Source organism: Secundilactobacillus collinoides DSM 20515 = JCM 1123, from assembly GCF_001435975.1.
Lineage (GTDB): Bacteria > Bacillota > Bacilli > Lactobacillales > Lactobacillaceae > Secundilactobacillus > Secundilactobacillus collinoides.
Genome location: NZ_AYYR01000014.1, coordinates 54,140 through 74,522 on the forward strand (window position 1 = coordinate 54,140; position 20,383 = coordinate 74,522).

Here is a 20,383-nt window from a genome sequence, read left to right on the forward strand (position 1 = left end):
GGGGTTCTTGCTCTCAATTGGCTTCTTTTGCACGCAGAATTTTGCACTTTGTATAACGAGTGCAACGGGCCGCAATTGTTCTCATTTATGTAGCCGAAACGTGCGCCACAAACTTGGGGGTTCCCGCCTCTGACTGGTTTGCGCCGTACTCTATTACCATGGAGGATAATCATGAACAAATTCTTTTCAAACCGGCGATTAGTGATCGTTATTGTTTGTCTAATTGTCAGTTTTGGTTTAATGAGTGTTTCCGTTATGATTCGTGATAAGAAATCAACGCCGCCGCTTGTTCAGCAGTTTGGAAACGACGTTGTTGGTCTTGTTAACCGGGTCGTTGCTTGGCCTGTTAATGGTCTAAAAGGGTCCATTACAGGAGTTTCTGATTTACTGAACACCTATCAAGAAAATACCCGATTAAAGGGTCAGGTTCAGAAATTGGCACAAACACAGGTTCATGACCAAGCGGTTAGCCAAGAAAACAAGAAACTCAAAAAAGAATTAAAACTGACACACTCACTGACCGACTACGAATCTGTCAACGCCTCCGTCATTGCCCGGACCCCATCCTCATGGCAGGATCAGGTCATTATCGACAAGGGGAGTTCTGCTGGCATTAAGAAAAACATGCCCGTTCTTTCTGGTTCTGGCTTAGTGGGTCGTGTTTCTGAAGTTAACCGAACTAACAGTAAGGTTGAACTATTATCAAACAGCAGTGAATCTGCAAACCGTTTTGCCGTTTCAATCACTAATAAGAGTGGCGAGGTGATTAACGGGGTCATTACGGGGTATAATAATGGCAGTAACCGAATTGAAATGGGAAACGTCACTTCCAAAAAGAAAATTGAAAAGGGCGACAAGGTTGTCACGAGTGGTCTAGGCGGTGTTATGCCGGCTGGCCTGTACGTTGGGACGGTTACCACAACGGGTACCTCCGACTATGGGTTGTCTTCGAAGATCACAATTAAGCCAGCGGCCGACATCTCTGATCTGAGTGTTGTGACCGTGGCTGTTCGTCAAGCCCAGTCGACTAACTAAGGGGGAAGACCATGTTACGAGTGACAAGATTACGTTATGGTTTTCCAATCGGTTTGTTTTTATTTTTCTTCTTAGACGGTATTTTAGGGGAAGCCTTCCCCAAACAGCTTTTCCACTATCCATACGCTATGAGCAGTTACCTAGTAGTGCTTTGGCTAGTGTTTGCCGTATTCTTCGAAGACCCGATCAAGATTCCCTTGGGGGTCTGGGCAGCTGTCGCTGGCGGCCTCTTTGACCTTTATTACACTGGAATCTTTGGTATTTTTGTGTTTGTCTTTCCCATCGTTGTCATTTTGACAAGAGCGTGCTATCGTGCCTTTCCAGTGAACTTTTTAAGCGGCCTTCTGGTGTACTTCATTGATATTACCGTGGTCAGCGTTCTAAGTTACTTTGGAAACCTGTATGTGCACACGACTTCCGCATCGTTTACGGATCTCTTTGTGTACTCACTGGCACCAACACTAGCTTACAATTTAGCCGCCTATGTCATTTTGTACTTTCCAATTCAACGGTTGTATAACTACTTGAAGAGTTGAAGTGAGGTTGTTAGAGATGCAGTCAGTGGTTTTAAGAGGGAATCAGGATGGCTACCAACTGGTCTTGGATCAGTCGGCTGGCTTTGAAGATATTAAATTAGAATTGCGGACGTTGTTGGATAAACTGGCAGCGGACGCGACCACCACGTCGACAATCAGTTTCGACGTGCTTACCGCCAATCGGTTGATGACGCAGGATGAAAATCAAGCGTTATCGAAGATCATCAGTAGCTATGAACACTTTACGATCCATAAGATTATTGCTGATGTAATTACGATTGCCGATGCCACAAGGTTAAAGGAACAGGATAATGTTCACCTTGTGACGCAGACGATTCGTAACGGTCAGACGCTCACCATGAAGGGCGACGTCCTATTTTTAGGTGTCATCAATGAGGGCGGCCGGCTGTTGACCAGTGGGAATTTATTTATCATGGGCACGGTTTTAGGGATTGCTCAGGCCGGCTTTCCAAGCAACGAGGAAAAGGTGGTCATGGGCGAACTTGCGAAGGCACAACAGGTGCGGATCGGCGAACAGATCAGCATCGTCGAAGCGGATCAGCCCGAACCTGATTTCCAAACGGTTGCATACGTTAATGACTTACACGTTCTTGAGTACGGTAAATTAAGCGACTTAAAAACAATCAATCCGAAACTGTATCATCAAATTGGAGGCTAGTGAAGATGGGTAAATCAATCGTGATCACGTCTGGTAAAGGTGGCGTTGGGAAAACGACATCCAGTGCCAACATCGGGACTGCGCTTGCATTAATGGGAAAACGAGTCTGCTTAGTAGACTTGGATATTGGACTGCGGAACTTAGACGTTGTCCTTGGCCTTGATAACCGTATCATTTACGACATTGTGGATGTGGTTGAAGGGCGGGCAAAACTTGCCCAAGCATTAGTCAAGGACAAGCGGTTTGACGACCTCCTGTATTTATTACCAGCCGCTCAAAATGCAGATAAGACTGCATTGAACGAAGAACAGGCAAAGGAAATCGTTGATGAACTGAAAAATGATTTTGACTATGTGATTCTTGACTGTCCAGCTGGTATCGAGCAAGGATTCTTGAATGCTGTGGCCGGAGCCGATACAGCAATCATTGTCACCACACCAGAAATTTCAGCTGTTCGGGATGCTGACCGGGTCGTTGGTCTGTTGGAGAAGAATCCATTGAAGGAAGAATCTCACTTATTGATCAACCGGATTCGAGGTCATATGATGGCCGAGGGTGATGTCATGGACATTGATGAGATTACCCACCACCTTGGCGTACCGTTATTGGGAATCATTGTGGATGACGACGAAGTGATTGCAACGTCTAACCGTGGCGAGCCAGTTGTTCTTGAAACGGAGAACCCTGCTGGTCACGGTTATCGTGATATCGCGCGCCGGATCGAAGGCGAGACTGTGCCCTTGATGAAAATTCAAGGGACGAAACCAAGCTTTTGGTCACGCATTGGGCACTGGTTCCGACGCGGTTAATTTTGCGGTTCCCCTTGACTCTGTGTGTCAATCCGTTATAATGAGACGTAATTTAATAAATATGAACGTTGAGCAGATTAGTAGGTGCACGCTGACATTTAGAGAACCCTTGCTGGTGAAAATAGGGTGGTAAGCTGCATTGAATCACGTCTGTGAGTTGTTCCCCTGAACTTTGAGTAAGGGGATACCGGTAAGCTCGTTATCGCTGAAGTTTATGAAATAAACTTATTGAGGTTCGTTGTGTGAGCAGCGAACGAAGATGAGGTGGCACAGCGAATAATTCGCCCTCTTGGAAATTTTGTTTCCGAGTGGGCTTTTTTTGTGGGCAGGCCGCGGTTCAAAGCAAAGGCTTGCAACCCGTGGGCTTACGGAACGCGAGTCAGCGTGGTCGCCATTCACAAAACGAAATTTTGTGATGAGTTGCCATTGTGTCCTTCATAAACTTCATGAGGTCTGTCGTGTGAACGGCAGGCGAACTGAGGTGGCACCGCGATAGCATTCGTCCTCTTGAGCAGTTTTTTTGCTCAAGAGGACGTTTTTATTTGACCGATTATTTTGAAGGGGGAAACATCTATGTTACACTACTTTGCTGAAATCTTACCGTCACTGTTAAGCGGCGCGTGGATGACCATCCGGATTTTCTTATGGACCTTGATCATCTCTATTCCGCTTGGTGTCGTTGTCAGTTTGGGATTGCTTTCCAAATTTAGTCCGTTACGCTGGATCTTGAAGTTCTACGTTTGGCTCATGCGGGGCACACCACTGTTACTGCAATTAATTTTCGTTTTTTATGGGTTACCGATTATTGGTGTGATCTTCCAGCGGTACGATGCCGCAATCTTTGCCTTTGCATTGAACTACACGGCCTACTTCGCAGAAATCTTCCGAGGCGGCTTTCAGGCAATTCCTAATGGGCAGTTTGAAAGTGCCCGGGTGCTGCGTTTAACCCGTTGGCAAACACTACGTAAAATCGTGATCCCACAAGTGGTCAAAATCGTGGTGCCATCGATTGGGAACGAAGTTGTCAACTTAGTCAAGGATTCCTCACTGGTCTACGTTATCGGGCTGGGTGATCTGTTACGGGCCGGCAACATTGCCAGTGCACGTGACGTTACGCTGTTGCCATTGGTTGCCGTTGGGATCATTTATCTGATATTGACTGGGATCTGCACTTACTTGTTGCGTCGGGTGGAACAACGCCTGAGCAAATGGGAATAGATTGGGGGAAATCATATGCTAGAACTAAAAGATATTACAAAACGGTTTGATAACCGAACAATTTTAAACAAGATGAGCTTCCAAGTCCCTGATGGTGAGATCTTAGCCATTGTTGGTCCTTCAGGAGCTGGGAAAACGACATTGCTGCGTTGCATTACCGGGCTGGAAACGGTCGACGGCGGTGACTTTATCTTAGATGGCGAGAAATTCAATCCGGCCGCTAACCGGGATAACGATAAGGTGATTGGAGTTGTTTTCCAAGACTTTCAACTTTTCCCGAATCTAACCGTTATGGACAACGTCACTCTGGCGCCTGAACTTGCGCTGAAGATGAACAAGGCAGACGCTACCAAACGCGCCCAGGATCTTATCGATCAACTCTCACTTTCCGGTAAGGAACAATTGTATCCGTTCCAGCTCTCCGGCGGGCAGAAACAACGGGTCGCCATTGTGCGTGCGCTTGCTATGAACCCGAAGATTCTCTGCTATGATGAACCTACGTCTGCCCTTGATCCTGATTTACGGCAGACAGTTGAACAGATTATCTTGAACTTAAAGAGTGAAAAAATGACCCAGATCGTCGTCACGCATGATATGCAATTTGCCAAAAACATTGCCGATCAAATTTTACGTGTTGAACCGATCGACGCTTAACGGAAGAGGGAGGACCTGCATGAAAAAGAAATTTTGGTTAGGCACGGTCATGCTGCTCTGCACCGTTTTGCTATCGGGTTGCGGCATCAGCATTGGTAAGCGTGCCAACCACGTTGATAACTGGAACCGCATTGAAAAGCGCGGCTACGTCACCGTTGGTCTGGACGACACCTTCGTTCCCATGGGCTTTCGCGAGAAAAGCGGGAAACTGGTTGGGTACGATATCGACCTGGCTCGGGCGGTGTTCAAACTTTACGGTATCAAAGTCAGCTTTCAGTCGATCGATTGGAACATGAACGCGACTGAGTTAAATAACGGGACCATCGACTTGATTTGGAACGGGTATTCTAAGACCCCGCAACGGGAAAAGAAAGTGGCGTTTAGCGATACTTACCTGCTAAACGACCAAGAATTGGTCACGATGCGCAAGAGCAACATCAAGTCCTTCGCTGATATGAAGGGTAAGGTTGTCGGTGCTCAGACGGGGTCGTCCGGCGCCAACGATATCACTGAGTTTCCGAAGTTGCTGAAGAATAAGATCAGCGGCCAACCGGTGCTGTATGACTCCTTCACTAACGCCTTTATTGACTTAAAAGCGAACCGAATCCAGGGGCTCATCATTGACTCGACATACGCGGGGTACTACGTGAACCACGAATCCGATCCTAAGGCCTACCGCATCGTCCGCGGCAGTTTTCCAAAGGAAGCCTTTGGTGTCGGCATGCGGAAATCTGATAAGACCATGCGGCGGAAAATTAACCGCGGGTTGAAAATCTTAGCCAAAAACGGCACACTTGAGAAAATTAACCATAAGTGGTTCGGTAATAATGCCGATTCACCGTTGCTTAAAAACAAGTAATTTAACGTGAACGACCACCCTTAATTGCGATTATGGTAAGATAACCGTATCGCAGATTAGGGGTGGCTTTTTTTATGGTATATATTTTAATTTCATTATTGATCATTGTGGCAATCAACTTGATTGTCGCGTTGATTACGATCCTGCGGGAGGAGCGCGACATTTCTGCGACCTGGGCCTGGTTACTGGTGCTGGTCTTGTTACCCATTCTCGGCTTCATTTTATACATGTTCGCGGGGCGAAAGATTTCAAAGAAGCGCATTTTTGATATCAAAGCGCAGGAACGACTGGGCCTGAACCAAATGGTGGATACGCAAAAAAAATTGATCCGGCAGGGGGAACTTCAGGTACCGGACAATGATAATCCGGAGATTCAAGAAATCGTCAATCTTTTTCTAGAAACTGATTGGGCGGTGTTGACGACCAATAATTCCGTGCAGGTCTTTACGGACGGGGAAAAGAAGTTTGCAGCGCTGTTCGCCGATATTCGTCGGGCAAAACAGCACATTAATGTGGAATACTTTACGTTTTATAACGATCACATTGGTAATGAATTCGTCCATTTACTTGAAGAAAAAGCCGCTGAAGGAGTAGCTGTTCGGGTCATTTACGATACGTTCGGTTCCCACGGTGGCAAAAAACACATGTTTAAGCATTTAACGCAGCTCGGCGGTCAAGTATACCCGTTTTTAAGTTCTCGGTTGGCCCTCAGTGATTTTCAACTCAACTTTCGGGATCACCGTAAAATTGTGGTCATTGATGGCAAAGTCGGGTACACGGGCGGCTTCAACGTTGGGGATCAATACGTGAATCGCAAGCCGAAATTCGGTTACTGGCGCGATACACATCTGCGAATTGAGGGCCATGCGGTACTGGCGTTGCAAAGCCGGTTTTTCCTGGATTGGAACGCGACGGCAAAACGACACAAAGTCACCTATGACAAAACGTTTTTCCCAGTGGTCAATGCAACGGGCACAACGAGTATGCAAATTGTGTCCAGCGGTCCGGACTCTGAAGTGCAACAGATTAAAAAGGGGTATTTGAAACTGATCAACAGTGCCCGCCAATCGATTGCTATCCAATCACCGTATTTCGTGCCTGATGAAAGTATCTTGGAAGCCTTGACGGTGGCCGCTCTGTCCGGTATTCACGTTCGGTTGATGATTCCGGATCAACCGGACCATCCATTTGTGTACCGGGCGACCGAGTATTTCTCAAAAGCATTGCTGAAGGCAGGTGGCCAAGTCTACCGCTACCACGGCGGTTTCATGCATGCAAAAATGATCGTGGTCGATGGCGAAGTTGCCTCAGTCGGTTCAGCAAATATGGATATCCGCTCGTTTAAGTTGAACTTTGAGATCAATGCCTTCATGTATGATGTACATTTAGCAACGAAACTCATGGGCATTTTTGAAAATGACATCGCACTGGCTGAGGAAATGACCCTGGGAAAATATGCCCAGCAGTCGTTATGGATCAGGTGTAAGCAGGCGTTGTCGAGGCTGTTTTCACCCATTTTGTAACGGGTAGTGTGACTGATGCTTCAGTCGCAACATGTAAAACGCGGTCGCAAATCAAGTCATTTCCATAATCGTGACGATTGTTTTGATCACTAGCGCTAACCAAAAAGCATCCCACTGCAGCGACTGCAGGTGAGATGCTTTTTTTGGTTAACCGTTGCTTATAAATCTGGGAAAAAGGCATCGTACAATGCCTGTACTGAAGCATCAGCCTTATCCTGTTGAATCCCAAACATCATGGAAATTTCTGAGGCACCTTGATTGACCATGACCAGTTTGACGTTTTGACGCGCCAAGGCGTCGGTGGCCTTCGACATCAACCCGGTTCGATTCAGCATTCCTTCGCCAACGACCATTAGCAGCGCGTAATCATGGGTGATATGAATTTCGTCCGGGTGCAGTGCGATGACCAATTCACGGATGAGCAGGTCTTCTAGGTCGGGGGTCAATTGATCCTGTTTCATAATGACGGTTAAATCATCGATCCCGGAAGGCATGTGTTCGTATGAAAGCCCGTACTGCGCCAAAATGTTCAGAATTTTTTGACTATAACTCTTTTTATCCAACATGTATTTTCGAATGTAGATACCGCAAAAATCGGGTGAGCTTGCGATCCCGGAAACGGGGTAGGCGGGGTTGACCCGTTTTGTGGAGGTGATCGATGTGCCTCGTTCGCTCGGGTGATTCGTGTTCTTCACGACCACTTCAATGTCGCCTTGAATTGCGGGAATGAGGGCTTCATCGTGAAAAACTGAGAACCCGGCATACGCCAGTTCCCGCATCTCCCGAAACGTCATGTGGTGAATGGCAATTGGGTTTTCTACGACCTTGGGGTTTGCGGCGTAGATTGCGTTAACGTCGGTAAAGTTTTCGTACTTGGTGGCGTGCACGCCGCGGGCAACAATGGCACCGGTAATATCTGAACCACCGCGGGAGAACGTACAAATCTGCCCCTGAAGGTTGTACCCAAAGAATCCAGGAATTACCCGAATGATACTGCTTGAAGCCCATTCACCTAACCGATCATAGCTTTCTGGGATAATGTCAGCATCGTTTGGTCGATCAGTGACGACAAGACCGGCATCCTTTGGGTCAAGATACTTTGCGTTAAGGCCGGCACTGGTCAGTACCTTAGCAAACAACACTGCGTTAAGTTTTTCACCGTGAGCCTTGAAAGCGGCCATGAGGTAGTCATTGTCCTGATATGAATGGTCTGGTAACTTTATAATTGCGGCTTTGATTTCGTTAAAATCATCATCTGAAATATGAAAAGCCTGAGCAATTTCCCGGTACCGGCTGATGATCTGGTTGGTAATATCATCCAGCGGCCGTTGTTTGATCACGTCATTGGCGTATGTAATCAGTAGATCCGTGACTTTAATATCTCCAGCAAACCGCTTGCCAGGTGCCGAAACAACAACGAACCGGCGCTGGTCATCGGCTTTGATAATATTGACAACTTTTTGGACTTGAGCAGCGTTTGCAAGTGAACTGCCCCCAAATTTGACGACTTTCATAATGATCCTCCTCGAGAGTTTGCTTTCAGGATAGCAAAATAGGATAGGGGAAATCAAGCGGTATTTGGGGTTTTGTGGGAATTTATTAGAATTTTGTTAGAAGACGAAATAGGAAGGCTGGGAAGTTGAATAGTGGTCGGATATGTTGCGGGGCGAGTTATTGGATGTTTGTTTTTTTATGTTTTATTTGGGCCGGAAATTAGTTTGATAACGCTGATGATAATTGCTGAGCGCTTACTCGTCTGGCGTCGAAACGTGTTCCAGAAGGCAAAGACTTGCACATAAGGGGACTCTAACATTAATTCCCGGTTCTGGAATTAATGTTAGAGTCCCCTTATGCTCCAGTCTTTAAACGCCTTCTTCCACACTCTATTGTATTTTCCCCGCCAATCATCTAATATTGTATGGGTATTCATTAAGGAGGGTATTGCGACTTGCAAGTGCATGTGACTGACGGGGTAACGCTTAACGTAATTGCGACCCCGCAATTTAAAACTACCAGTATCAGTATTGATTTTCTGGCACCTGTTTCAACGCTTGGGTTGTCCCAGCGAATTTTGCTGGCTCAGCTTCTTGAAACTAGCAGCGCAGATTATCCGACGCAGACCGCGCTGGCTAAGAAATTAGCAACGCTTTATGGCGCGAGTTATGGCGTCAATGTTTACCGTTATGGATTGATCAACGGTCTGCGGTTTTCGAGCAGTATCATTAACGACCAGTTTGCTAACGGTGAGAATCTTACCCAAGAAATCTTTGCCTTTTTAAAGCAGGTGATTTTTCGGCCGTTAGCCAGTGATGGCCGGTTCGATACCACCACGTTTGACCGCCAACAGGTCAACTTGATTGCCTATCTGAAGTCGTTAAATGATGATAAGCAGTACTATGCCGAACGTGAATTATTTGACCTTTATTTTAAAGAAAAACCAGAGTTGGCTACTAGCCTGTATGGTGATGAGCCAACAATTGAAGCTGTTCAAAACACCGCGCTGTACAATTACTATCAACAGTTGCTGACTCATGATGATATCAAAATCACTGTTGTGGGTGATGTTGACGCGGATGACATTGCGCGCTACGTGGCTGATTGGCAGTTGCCAAGCCGTACGTCAGGTCGTCAGCCAATTGTATATCAACGACCAGTCACAACCGCAGTTAGCGAATCGGAGACGCAGCCACTGCAGCAATCCAAACTCAATTTGGCCTATCAACTGCCAGTTTATTACCGGGACACGCACTTTTATGAAGCGCTGGTGTTCAACGGCTTATTTGGCGGCACGCCAATTTCCTTGCTGTTCAAAAATGTCCGCGAAAAAAACAGTTTAGCCTACTACGCTTCCAGCTGTTTTGACGGGTTTACTGGCACGCTGAGCGTCCAAGCAGGTATCGACCAGCGTAATCAGCAGGCGGTGCTTGACATCATCACTGAACAGCTTGATGACATTGCCCATGGACACATTGATTCCGAGGTCTTTAACCAGGTCGTGGCTAGTTTGATTAATAATCATGAGTCCCGTCAGGATTCTCCCCGGGCAGTGATCAACCAGTCAGTTCTTGATCAGCTGGTCGGTTCAACCGTTTCGGCTGACGACTGGCTGGCCCATATTCAGGCGGTTACCCCGCAACAGGTGGCTGCAATCGCTGAACAGGTCACCCTGCAGGCAACCTACTTCTTAAAGGGAGATGAATCACGGTGAAACAGATCGATTATCCGCAATTAGGTGAAACACTGTACCAGGAAACATTACCAAACGGTTTACGGGTCTATCTGTTGCCTAAAGCAGGCTATCATCGGACCTATGCCGTGATGACGACCGAGTACGGCTCCATTGATAATGAGTTTGTGCCGTATGGACAGTCTGAAATGGTCTCACTGCCGGCAGGTATCGCTCATTTCTTGGAACACAAAATGTTCGAGAAAGCCGACCATGATGCTTTTGATACGTTTGCCCACTTTGGCGCCAGCTCCAATGCTTTTACGAGTTTTACGCATACCAGCTATCTCTTTTCAACAACGCGTAACCTGAAAGAAAATCTAGATACTCTGTTAGATTTCGTTCAGGATCCTTATTTTACTGATAAGACGGTTAATAAAGAAAAGGGCATTATCGGTCAGGAAATTCAGATGTACGAGGATGATCCGAATTCTCGGGCATACTTTGGCACGATTGCCAATCTTTATCCAGACCAACCCTTAGCAAACGATATTGCGGGGACCATCGATTCAATTGATAAAATCACACCAGAAGATCTTTATTTGGCACACAAAACCTTCTACCATCCAAGCAACATGAGTTTGTTTGTGGTGGGCAAGGTGTCACCGGAAGAAACGATGCAGTGGGTTCGCGACAACCAAGGCCAAAAAGATTTCGGTGATCCGCAACCCATTCAACGCCAACAACTACCCGAAAAGCATGACGGCAGTGATATTGTGCACCAGAAAACACTCACAATGCCCGTTGAACGTCCAAAGGTAACCATCGGTATCCGTGGGTTGGACAATCTGCCGACGGGGCGCGACTTGCTCAAATATGAGGACGCTTTGTCTATTGGAATGGAGCTGCTGATTGGCGAAACGGCGCCCGATTTCTTACGACTCTATGATCAGGGTGTTATCGATGACAGTTTTGGGTACAACATCGAAGTGCAGCGTGGTGCCCACTTTATTGTTTTGGCCGGTGAAACTGAGGATCCGGCTGCGTTTGAAAATGAACTCTTAGCTATTTTAGCTCAGGCCAAACCCAAGCTTCAGGGTGCCCAAGAGACCTTCGACCTGGCCAAGCGTGAAGAAATCGGCAGTACGATCACCGCGTTTAATTCGCTTGAGGCTATCGCCAATCAATTCGATGATCAGCTTTATGCGCCAATTAATTTGTTTGACGAGGCTGACATTATTGAATCGCTGACGCTGGCAGACGTTATTGAGGCACTTGATCAATTTCTTAAGCCGGAAGCCATCAGTGTTCAGCGAATCGTTGCCCCCGACGCTGGTTAAGAAAGCATTAAAATCAGGTAATGTCAGAATTCGGCATTAAATCATCTTCGACCATATGCTATACTTAGTGTGAAATAAGAACATTTTTATTAGGTGGAGAATCTTTTTATGAGTGAAAATAACAAATCAATAGGCGAAGCGTTACGCGACGCCCGTATCGCCAAGGGGTACACACTGGACGACCTGCAACAGACAACCAAGATTCAAAAACGGTATCTGATTGCGATCGAGGACGAAAATTTCTCTGATTTGCCAGGGGACTTTTACGTCCGGGCTTTTATTAAGCAGTATGCGGATACAGTTGGGCTAGACGGCGGCGAATTGCTGGATCAATATGCGGATCAGTTGCCGAGCACTAAGACCCAGGAGTATGTCGACCGGGTCAATGAAGAAAATCCCTCGACGCGTTCAGCTCAACGGCAGGAAGACGACCGGGTAGCCAAGGTTAAACGACAGGTTCCAATCGTGATTGCCGTTGTCGTTGTGGTCATTGTGATGGTGGGTATCTGGCTTGCCAGCACCAAACGGTCGCAGCAGAGCAGTTCGTCCAATGTGGATAGCAGCTCCGTTTCCGTTTCTGGCAGCAGCGAATCATCATCTGCATCGTCGAAGAAGACGAGTTCTAAGAAGGCTTCTTCTTCAAGTAAAAAGACCAGCAGCGTTTCGTTCTCGAAGCTCTCGACTTCGGGCTCAACGACCACATACGAGATGAAAAATTCACCTTCGACCAAGACCATTACACTGACGAGTACCGCCAGTGCATGGGTTTCGATTACGGCCAGCGGCAACTCGCTTTATTCCGGGACGCTGACTGCTAATGCCTCTCACTCAGTTAAGGTGAGTTCATCAGCAACGTCCGTTACCATTAATTTAGGTAACGCGCCTGATACAACGGTGAAAATCGGCGGTCACAAAGTGCCGATCTCTACCACGTCGACCACTTCTGCTTCAAGTACGTCATCAGCGACGACAGGCAGTACAACAACGAGCAGCAGCTCATCGACGTCAACATCATCACAAGTTCAAAACATTACAGTTGAATTTAAGTAATCAATTTGAGGCCGGGAGCGTTTGAATCCTCGGCCTCTTTGCGTGATACGGTGGTCGTTTTGTTCGGACAGTTGACTTGTGTAACGGTCGGAGACTGTGTAAACTGGGAACGTTAAACGAACTAACCTGAGCGTAATCAAAACGCGGCGGCTTGTGTGTGCCGCAAAATTAAAATGGGGGTCAATGGCGTTGAATTTACCAAATAAATTAACCATTATTCGTATCATCCTGATTCCAATCTTCTTATTGATTTTGGTCTTACCAATGGATTGGGGAACTGTGACCTGGCTGCAGACGGCAATTCCGGTTACGCAGATTGTTGCTGCGGTAATCTTTGCCGTAGCTTCGATCACGGACTTTTTGGATGGCCAAATTGCCCGGCGCAATCATCTCGTGACCAATTTCGGTAAATTTGCTGATCCGTTAGCCGATAAAATGATCGTCATGACCGCGTTCATTCTGTTAGTTGAAATGGGGAAGGCACCGGCTTGGGTGGTGGCGATTATTGTTTGCCGAGAACTGGCTGTGACAGGTCTTCGACTGATCATTGTTGAAAATGACGGACAGGTTATGGCCGCAGCGATGCCGGGCAAGATCAAGACGTTCTCACAGATGCTGGGTATCATCTTCTTACTGTTAAACAACTGTTTCTTCCAAATCTGGAACTTCCCGTTGGGCACGATTTTGTTGTATATCTGCCTGTTCTTTACGATTTATTCAGGTATCGATTACTTCGTTCAGAATCGCAGTGTGTTTGCGGATTCGTTTAACGAATAACGGATGGCACTAAGACATTTAAAAAGATAGGCGGCCTCAGCGTGAAACCCGGTTTGGATTTTGCGTTGAGGTCTATTTATTTGTATTGGGACCGCGATGTTGTGGTGTGGGCCTGGTCCTCAGGTACTACCAAAAATCAGTATTGATTTTGAGAAAAAAACAAATCCTGTTGGTTGTCGTTGTTATGTGGTAGATGGGTAAATGATCCATCGAACACATAAGCGGACAAACCAGGTACATTTCGTGTAAACTTGTTGTAGTTGTTCGAGAAAGGAAGAGACGAAGATGAATGCAGAGATCATTGCTGTCGGAACTGAGCTGCTGCTCGGCCAGATTGCCAACACAAACGGCGCTTATTTAGCCCAAAAATTAGCCGGTATCGGTGTTAATGTCTATTACCAGACAGTTGTGGGAGATAATCCTAAACGACTGCAGACGGTGTTTGAGGGGGCTCAGAAGCGAAGCGATTTAGTGATTTTAATCGGCGGCTTGGGTCCCACGAAGGATGACCTGACAAAACAGGTCGTTGCTAAGGCGCTGCATGTTGAACTGGCAACGGATACGGCGGCTTTGGAGAAGATCACTGCGTTTCAAAAACAGAGTGGCCGCTTGAACACGGCGAATAATCGCCTGCAGGCGCTAAAACTGGCCGATGCTGAATCACTGCCCAATGAAACTGGATTTGCGGTGGGGGATTATTATCGGAATCCCAGCGGCGCGGATGTCGTTTTGCTACCAGGGCCACCATCCGAGTTTACGATCATGGTTGACCGCCAGCTTATGCCGCGACTAATGGAACAGGGCACTGAAAACGGGGTTATTTTTTCGAAGGTCATGCGGTTTATCGGTATTGGCGAATCTGAATTGGTAACCGATCTGAGCGACTTGATCGATCAGCAGACAAATCCAACGATTGCACCATACGCAAAGGTGGGCGAGGTTACGTTGCGGATCACGGCAACGGCGGAATCGACAGCAGCGGCTGAATCCCGTGTTGATCAGATGGTGGCTGAAGTATTGAAGCGAGACGGCAAGTACTGTTACGGGTACGGTGACGATAATTCATTAGCCCAAGTTGTTGTCCACCAGTTGATTGAAAGACACTTATCAGTGACTGCCGCTGAAAGTTTAACAGCTGGTGAATTTCAAAGTACCCTGGGCGATGTGCCCGGCGTTTCAGCGGTCTTTCCTGGTGGTTTTGTGACCTATGCGAATGAGGCAAAGGTCTCGCTATTGTCCATTCCGCAACACATCGTGGATGACTATGGTGTGGTGAGCAAGGAAACGGCGGTATGGATGGCTCAACAGGCGAAGGCTAAGCTGGCAACGGATGTTGCTGTTTCCTTTACCGGAGTTGCTGGACCTGACAAATTGGAAGACCAGCCGGCTGGGACGGTTTGGATCGGAATTGCTTATAAAGACCAACCGGCAGAGGCGTACTTATTTAACTTTGCAAACGGTCGGGCTCAGATTCGACGCAGTTCTGTACTGACTGGTTTGAACCTGATTCGACAAAAATTAATGACGAATTAAGATACGAACTTTTGTTCGATTTTTCTTGCTTTTTGAGATAAAAGTCGGTATAGTTTATCTAGTAAATGGCTCATAAGGAGGACTGAAATGGCTGACGAACGACAAGCAGCACTTGATGCTGCATTAAAGAAAATTGAAAAAAACTTTGGTAAGGGCTCCATCATGCGAATGGGGGATGCTGCCGACACCAAGATCTCAACGATTTCATCAGGATCTTTAGCATTGGATAATGCTTTGGGCGTTGGGGGCTACCCTCGCGGCCGGATCATTGAAGTATACGGACCTGAAAGTTCTGGGAAGACGACGGTTGCACTTCACGCCGTTGCTGAAGTTCAAAAACAAGGCGGTACTGCGGCCTATATTGACGCTGAAAATGCATTGGATCCAGCTTACGCCACCAATTTAGGGGTTAACATTGATGACTTGTTGCTCTCGCAACCTGATACTGGTGAACAAGGATTGGAAATTGCTGATGCCTTAGTTTCCAGTGGCGCGGTTGATTTGCTCGTTGTCGATTCTGTAGCGGCCTTAGTACCGCGAGCAGAAATTGACGGTGAAATGGGTGACGCTCACGTTGGTCTACAGGCACGGTTAATGTCACAAGCTTTGCGTAAGCTGTCTGGGACTATCAACAAAACGCATACCATTGCGATGTTTATTAACCAAATTCGTGAAAAAGTCGGTGTGATGTTTGGTAATCCCGAAACGACACCGGGTGGCCGGGCGCTGAAGTTCTACGCGACCGTTCGACTTGAAATTCGTCGTGCAGAACAAATTAAAGAGGGTACCGATGTTATCGGGAACCGAGTCCGAATCAAAGTCGTCAAGAACAAGGTAGCGCCGCCATTTAAGCGTGCCGAAGTCGATATTATGTATGGTCACGGGATTTCTCAGACCGGTGAACTGGTTGACATGGCGGTCGAAAAGGACATTGTTAACAAGTCTGGCTCTTGGTATTCATACGGCGATGATCGCATTGGTCAGGGTCGCGAAAATGCTAAGGGTTACTTAGCTGACCATCCAGATGTGATGGAAGAAATTAAGGGCAAAGTTCGTGCTGCTTACCATATGGATGGTGACGATTCAGAGGCTGAGACTGACGATAACGACGTTGAAACTTTGGATATTGACACGGAAGATGCTAAATAGGGTCACACAAAAGTGAAGTACAATCATTTCCTCAGTGGGGAAGTGGTAGTACTTCTTTTTTTGGGATACGTGTTCTAGTTAAATCTCATCAATCTTTCATTTTATTAGACTGTTTTGGGTCAGATTCCGAGAAATCGTGGTAATTGTGGCCTTGAGAGAGGATGTTTTATTGACACACCTATTTAGAAACATTAGAATACTAGTTGTGTCAATAATCATTAACATCTAAAAAATTACTGATTTATCAATCACCATTTTGGATGATGCGGAGGTGGAATCATGAGTATTCCGGAAATAATCCTCGCAATCATCGCTATCGTTGTAGGTGCTGTTATCGGATACGTCCTGCATAAGTCCGTTTATGAACGTAAATTGGACGCAGCTCACGAAACAGCAGAAGGAATTTTAGCAGATGCGAAAAAGCAGGCTGAGACTGATACCAAAGAGGCGTTACTAGAAGCCAAAGAGGACAGTCATCGTTACCGATCAGAAGCGGAAAAGGATCTTAAGCGACAACGCGGTGAGATTCAGAAGCAAGAAGACCGGGTGTTACAACGAGAAGAAGCACTTGATCGTAAAGATAACGCTTTTCAAAAGCGGGAAGATGCTCTCGAACGCAAAGAAAATAAGTTGAGTTCGGAACAGCAAAAAGTTGCTAAATTACAACAGCAAGCAGACTCACTTATTCAGAAACGGCAAGATGCCGTTGAAGAAGCAGCTGCGCTTTCACAAGAGGAAGCACAGTCCCTGATTATTAACGAAGCTAAGCAGACCTTGGCTTCAGAACGAGCAAAAATGATTAAGGAATCTACTGAGCAGGCGGCACAAGAAGCTGACGCCAAGGCGAAGGACTTAATCGTTCAAGCGATTCAACGCAGTGGTGCCGACATGGTCTCCGATACAACGGTGTCCGTCGTTACACTGCCTAATGACGATATGAAAGGCCGAATTATTGGACGTGAAGGTCGCAATATTCGGACGTTAGAAACCTTAACCGGTATCGATTTGATAATCGATGATACGCCTGAAGCAGTCGTATTGAGCGGCTTCGACCCATTGCGGCGAGAAGTGGCAAAAATTGCTTTGGAGAAACTCATTCAAGATGGCCGGATTCACCCAGCCCGAATTGAAGAGATGGTCGAAAAGGCGCATAAAGAACTGGATGAACGCATTCAGGATCTTGGCGAGCAGACTGTCTTTGACCTTGGGATTCATTCAATGCATCCTGCACTGATTAAATTGGTCGGTCAAATGAATTACCGGGTTTCATATGGTCAAAATGTGTTAACACATGCAGTTGAAGTTGCAAAACTTTCAGGGATTTTTGCAGCTGAATTAGGTGAGGATGTAACGCTAGCAAAACGCGCAGGATTATTACACGATATTGGTAAAGCGGTTGAAAATGATGTTGAAGAATCTCACGTACAGATTGGCATTGATTTAGCTAAGAAGTACAAGGAGAGTCCAGTGGTGATCGATGCCATTGCTTCCCATGATGCGACCAGCGAATCTCACTATATCATTTCAGAGTTAGTGAGCGCCGCAAACGTCATCTCAGCTAGCCGTCCTGGTGCTCGAAGCGACTCATTAGAGAGCTTCATTCACCGATTGGAGCGGTTGGAATCAATTGCCGATGAGTTCGATGGCGTTCAAAAGTCATTTGCAATTCAGGCGGGCCGAGAAGTTCGCGTCATTGTTAAACCAAACAAAATTTCAGATTTAGATGCTGTGACACTGGCGCACGACATTAAGGATAAGATTGAAAGTGACATGGATTATCCAGGTCATATCAAAGTTTCCGTAATTCGTGAAGTTCGTTCAGTTGCCTATGCAAAATAATGTGGAATAACCAAGGAAAAAGGTTGTCAACTTACGGGTTGGTGATCTTTTTTGATTAAGGTGTTTTATTAGGGGAATCAAGCGTACAATATATCGCAATACATAACTGGCGGTGATGAAATATGAAATGGAATGCGGAACAATATGAAACTCAGAACGCATTTGTGTTTAAATATGGTGCCAACTTACTGGATCAAGTACCAAAAACAGCGACTAGTGTTTTAGATGTGGGTTGCGGGACTGGTGATCTGACGGATCAGCTGCGACAAAAAGGCTGTGCCGTTTTAGGCATTGACCAATCTGCTGAGATGATTGCTGAGGCAGAAAAACTTTATCCGGAAACAAGCTTTGAACAGCAAGATATTACAACAATGCCAATCGTCCATACATATGATGTTGTCTTTTCTAATGCGGTGTTTCATTGGATCACTGATCAAAATCAACTTCTCTCACAAATTAATTGATCTTTGAACCTTAATGGTCGGTTGATTTGTGAATTTGGCGCTGCTGGCAATGTGGCAGCTATTTGCGGCGCGTTCGGTGATGAACTTCACGCGCTTGGCCTGCATTATCAGGTACCGTTTTTCTTTCCAGAAACGACGGCCTATCAACAGCTGCTTGAAAAACACGGGTTTGAGGTCACCGATATTCTGGCCTATGATCGGCCAACCATCCTGCAGGGTGGCATGCAAGGATTAGGCAACTGGGTCCAACAATTTTTTGAGAGTGATCTTTCGTGCTTGAGCGACACACAGCAGGAAATGGTAATTGCTCATATGGCTGATCATCTACAAGATAAACTCTGGGTAGATGACCACTGGGAGGCTGATTATCGAAGATTACGGGTCGTAGCTCGAAAAATAAACTGATGGCAGAAAGCCTTGACGGTTGGTTAGGGCTTTTTTATTGTATTGGGGTGGTGCGGGATGAGAAATGTGAATTGATTTTCGATTGGCAACGATGTTAGGTTATTCCAGCATTTGGTAGTTTTAGCAGGTGTTAGCTCACTACAAAAGGGTGATTATCCTCTGGTCATTTAACTGCCTGCTTTCGTATGCTATTCGTTACTGTTATGTAGAATAAGAACCCGGTCTTCACGGACGCCGTGCTAATCTGGCGTTGAAATGTGCTCCAGAAGGCAATGGGCTCCTGCATAAAGGCAAGGCGGTATAAAGCCATTCTACCAACTGGCTCTTATGATCTGGCCTTTAATCGCTTCTTTTGCACGCTGTTCGCTACTGTTGTATAGACTAAAGACTCGGGCTGTACGGGCGCATTGTTTATCTGGCATCGAAACGTGCTTCGCCCTCTAAACGCCTTCTTCCGCACTCTATTTTCCCATCCTCCCCCAAACCATGTTAAAATAGTCCAATATGATGAATTAAAACAATTAGATTAGAGGACCAGTATGCGACTATTATTTATTGGTGACGTTGTGGGTGACCGCGGTGTTCACATGATTGAGACTTATTTACCTCAGTTGAAACGCGATTATAAACCACAGGCAACGATTGTAAATGGTGAAAATTCCACGCCAGTTGGGCGGGGAATCAGTGAATCCATTTATAAAAAGCTACTTTCTAGTGGCGCCGATGTGGTTACCATGGGCAACCACACATGGGATAACAAAGAAATTTTTGAGTTCATTGACGGCACCAAAAAGTTAGTTCGGCCAGCCAATTTTCCTGGGAAGGATGTCCCTGGACGGGGTTGGACGCAGCTTAAGGTCAATCAAGAGACACTTGCTGTGATTAATCTTCAAGGGCGGGTCTTTTTGCCACCGCTGGATGATCCGTTCACGGCTGCGGATGAACTGGTCAATGAAATCCGTAAAACGACACCGATTATTTTTGTGGACTTTCACGCGGAGGCTACCAGTGAGAAACGCGCGTTAGCAACCTATTTACAGGGTAAAGTATCCGCGGTCGTTGGCACGCACACGCACGTCCAGACCACCGATGGGCAAATTTTGCCTGGCGGGACAGCGTTTATGACGGATGCTGGGATGACTGGCCCAGACAATGGTATTTTGGGCATGCAATCCGAAGGCGTTATCAGCCGTTTTCTAACGCAACGGCCAACGCGTTATATTGTTGACGAAGATGAAAAAAGTATTTTATCAGGATGTGTGATCGATATTAATGATCAAAACGGGCACGCTACAAAAATCAAACCTATTTTGATCAGTGACGCGCATCCCTATTTTAATTAAGAGG

19 protein-coding genes and 1 other annotated feature are annotated in these 20,383 nt (G+C 46.4%); of the genes, 18 read left to right on the forward strand and 1 reads right to left on the reverse strand.

The genetic code is table 11. The features are described from left to right. Window positions 1–171 precede the first annotated feature (171 nt). The 8 genes from mreC to cls all read left to right on the forward strand — a co-directional run bounded on the left by mreC (window position 172) and on the right by cls (window position 7,313). Entirely contained in the window at window positions 172–1,035 is an 864-nt protein-coding gene (gene mreC / locus FC82_RS04240; RefSeq protein ID WP_056996297.1) for a rod shape-determining protein MreC, read from the forward strand. Between the two features lie 11 nt (window positions 1,036–1,046). Beyond that, entirely contained in the window at window positions 1,047–1,571 is a 525-nt protein-coding gene (gene mreD, locus FC82_RS04245; protein ID WP_054760725.1) for a rod shape-determining protein MreD, read from the forward strand. A 16-nt stretch (window positions 1,572–1,587) separates the two neighbouring features. After that, window positions 1,588–2,250, forward strand: coding sequence for a septum site-determining protein MinC (locus FC82_RS04250; protein ID WP_054760724.1), 663 nt, complete (start codon window positions 1,588–1,590; stop codon window positions 2,248–2,250). A gap of 5 nt (window positions 2,251–2,255) precedes the next feature. Further along, window positions 2,256–3,059 carry a septum site-determining protein MinD gene (gene minD / locus FC82_RS04255; RefSeq protein WP_054760723.1) on the forward strand — a complete coding sequence of 268 codons (804 nt, stop codon included), beginning with the start codon at window positions 2,256–2,258 and terminating at the stop codon, window positions 3,057–3,059. A gap of 59 nt (window positions 3,060–3,118) precedes the next feature. After that, window positions 3,119–3,351 (forward strand) — a binding site (T-box leader). Window positions 3,352–3,632: 281 nt separating this feature from the next. Further along, window positions 3,633–4,277, forward strand: a complete 645-nt coding sequence (locus tag FC82_RS04260) for an amino acid ABC transporter permease (protein ID WP_056996298.1) — start codon at window positions 3,633–3,635, stop codon at window positions 4,275–4,277. Between the two features lie 15 nt (window positions 4,278–4,292). Continuing rightward, window positions 4,293–4,931, forward strand: coding sequence for an amino acid ABC transporter ATP-binding protein (locus FC82_RS04265; RefSeq protein WP_054760720.1), 639 nt, complete (start codon window positions 4,293–4,295; stop codon window positions 4,929–4,931). Between the two features lie 19 nt (window positions 4,932–4,950). Beyond that, window positions 4,951–5,790, forward strand: coding sequence for an amino acid ABC transporter substrate-binding protein (locus FC82_RS04270; RefSeq protein WP_054760718.1), 840 nt, complete (start codon window positions 4,951–4,953; stop codon window positions 5,788–5,790). A gap of 74 nt (window positions 5,791–5,864) precedes the next feature. Beyond that, window positions 5,865–7,313 carry a cardiolipin synthase gene (gene cls, locus FC82_RS04275; protein WP_054760716.1) on the forward strand — a complete coding sequence of 483 codons (1,449 nt, stop codon included), beginning with the start codon at window positions 5,865–5,867 and terminating at the stop codon, window positions 7,311–7,313. Between the two features lie 158 nt (window positions 7,314–7,471). Here the strand turns inward: cls and FC82_RS04280 are convergent, their stop codons facing one another. Next, a complete protein-coding gene (locus tag FC82_RS04280) occupies window positions 7,472–8,827 on the reverse strand; it encodes an aspartate kinase (protein WP_056996299.1) in 1,356 nt (451 codons plus the stop codon). Between the two features lie 440 nt (window positions 8,828–9,267). On the opposite strand from FC82_RS04280, the gene yfmF reads away from it, so the two are divergent. From yfmF to FC82_RS04325, 10 genes are all read left to right on the forward strand, one after another. After that, window positions 9,268–10,521, forward strand: a complete 1,254-nt coding sequence (yfmF, locus tag FC82_RS04285; RefSeq protein WP_235809169.1) for an EF-P 5-aminopentanol modification-associated protein YfmF — start codon at window positions 9,268–9,270, stop codon at window positions 10,519–10,521. Continuing rightward, window positions 10,518–11,819 carry an EF-P 5-aminopentanol modification-associated protein YfmH gene (yfmH, locus tag FC82_RS04290; RefSeq protein WP_054762478.1) on the forward strand — a complete coding sequence of 434 codons (1,302 nt, stop codon included), beginning with the start codon at window positions 10,518–10,520 and terminating at the stop codon, window positions 11,817–11,819. Before yfmF ends, yfmH begins: the two co-directional genes overlap by 4 nt. A 108-nt stretch (window positions 11,820–11,927) precedes the next feature. Then, window positions 11,928–12,869, forward strand: a complete 942-nt coding sequence (locus FC82_RS04295; protein WP_054762476.1) for a helix-turn-helix domain-containing protein — start codon at window positions 11,928–11,930, stop codon at window positions 12,867–12,869. Between the two features lie 189 nt (window positions 12,870–13,058). Beyond that, window positions 13,059–13,646 (forward strand): CDP-diacylglycerol--glycerol-3-phosphate 3-phosphatidyltransferase, encoded by a 588-nt coding sequence (gene pgsA / locus FC82_RS04300; RefSeq protein WP_054762474.1) that lies wholly within the window; start codon window positions 13,059–13,061, stop codon window positions 13,644–13,646. Window positions 13,647–13,931: 285 nt separating this feature from the next. Next, window positions 13,932–15,179, forward strand: coding sequence for a competence/damage-inducible protein A (locus FC82_RS04305; RefSeq protein WP_056996301.1), 1,248 nt, complete (start codon window positions 13,932–13,934; stop codon window positions 15,177–15,179). Window positions 15,180–15,266: 87 nt separating this feature from the next. Beyond that, complete coding sequence (gene recA / locus FC82_RS04310; protein ID WP_056996302.1) at window positions 15,267–16,328, forward strand: recombinase RecA; 1,062 nt, start codon at window positions 15,267–15,269, stop codon at window positions 16,326–16,328. Window positions 16,329–16,607: 279 nt separating this feature from the next. Further along, window positions 16,608–18,167: a ribonuclease Y gene (rny, locus tag FC82_RS04315; protein WP_054762469.1), complete on the forward strand. Its 1,560-nt coding sequence runs from the start codon at window positions 16,608–16,610 to the stop codon at window positions 18,165–18,167. 122 nt (window positions 18,168–18,289) lie between these two features. Then, complete coding sequence (locus FC82_RS17105; protein WP_235809167.1) at window positions 18,290–18,631, forward strand: class I SAM-dependent methyltransferase; 342 nt, start codon at window positions 18,290–18,292, stop codon at window positions 18,629–18,631. A 3-nt stretch (window positions 18,632–18,634) separates the two neighbouring features. Then, on the forward strand, window positions 18,635–19,036 hold the full coding sequence (locus FC82_RS17110; protein WP_235809168.1) for a hypothetical protein: 402 nt from the start codon (window positions 18,635–18,637) through the stop codon (window positions 19,034–19,036). Window positions 19,037–19,575: 539 nt separating this feature from the next. Then, window positions 19,576–20,379, forward strand: coding sequence for a TIGR00282 family metallophosphoesterase (locus FC82_RS04325; protein WP_056996303.1), 804 nt, complete (start codon window positions 19,576–19,578; stop codon window positions 20,377–20,379). Window positions 20,380–20,383 lie beyond the last annotated feature (4 nt).